The sequence below is a fragment of the Curtobacterium sp. MCBA15_016 genome (assembly GCF_001865105.1).
Classification (GTDB): Bacteria; Actinomycetota; Actinomycetes; order Actinomycetales; family Microbacteriaceae; genus Curtobacterium.
In genome coordinates, this window is record NZ_MJGR01000011.1 from 39,898 (window position 1) to 40,484 (window position 587).

At 72.6% G+C, this 587-nt stretch carries 1 protein-coding gene; it reads left to right on the plus strand.

The genetic code is table 11. From position 1 onward, the window contains the following. Nucleotides 1-587: alpha/beta fold hydrolase (locus BIV03_RS05145; protein WP_139201869.1), on the plus strand; the 587-nt coding region annotated here is incomplete at both ends.

Genomic DNA, 587 nt, shown 5'->3' on the forward strand with positions numbered 1-587 from the left:
GCTCGTCGACGCCGGGTTCGACGTGATCGTGCCGGACATGCCCGGCTACGGGTTCTCCGACGCACCGCCGCAGCCGATCGACGCACGAGCCGTCGCCGGGATGTGGGCGACGCTGATGACCGACCTCGGGTACGAGCGGTTCGCGGTGTCCGGTGGGGACATCGGCACGCACGTCGTGCGGTACCTCGCGCTCGACCACCCCGAGCGGGTCGTCGCCGTGCACCGGATCGACGGCGGGCTCGCCTGGCCCGGGCTCGACCCGTCGACGCTGTCCGAGGCGGAGCGTGCCTTCGTCGCCGAGACCGAGCGGTGGCGTACCGACGAAGGCGCCTACGCGATGATGCACCGGACCAAGCCGCAGACCGCGGCGGTCGGCCTGAACGACTCCCCGGCCGGGCTCGCGGCGTGGATCGTCGAGAAGCTCCGCTCGTGGAGCGACTGCGGCGGGGGCCTCTGGTCGGTGTACACGCGGGACGAGGTCCTGGCGTTGCTCACCGAGTACTGGGCCACGGCGACGATCGGGTCGGCGATGCGGATGTACCACGCGAACGCGGCGGTGCCGGTGGCGCAGCTCGAGCGTCGGGTCG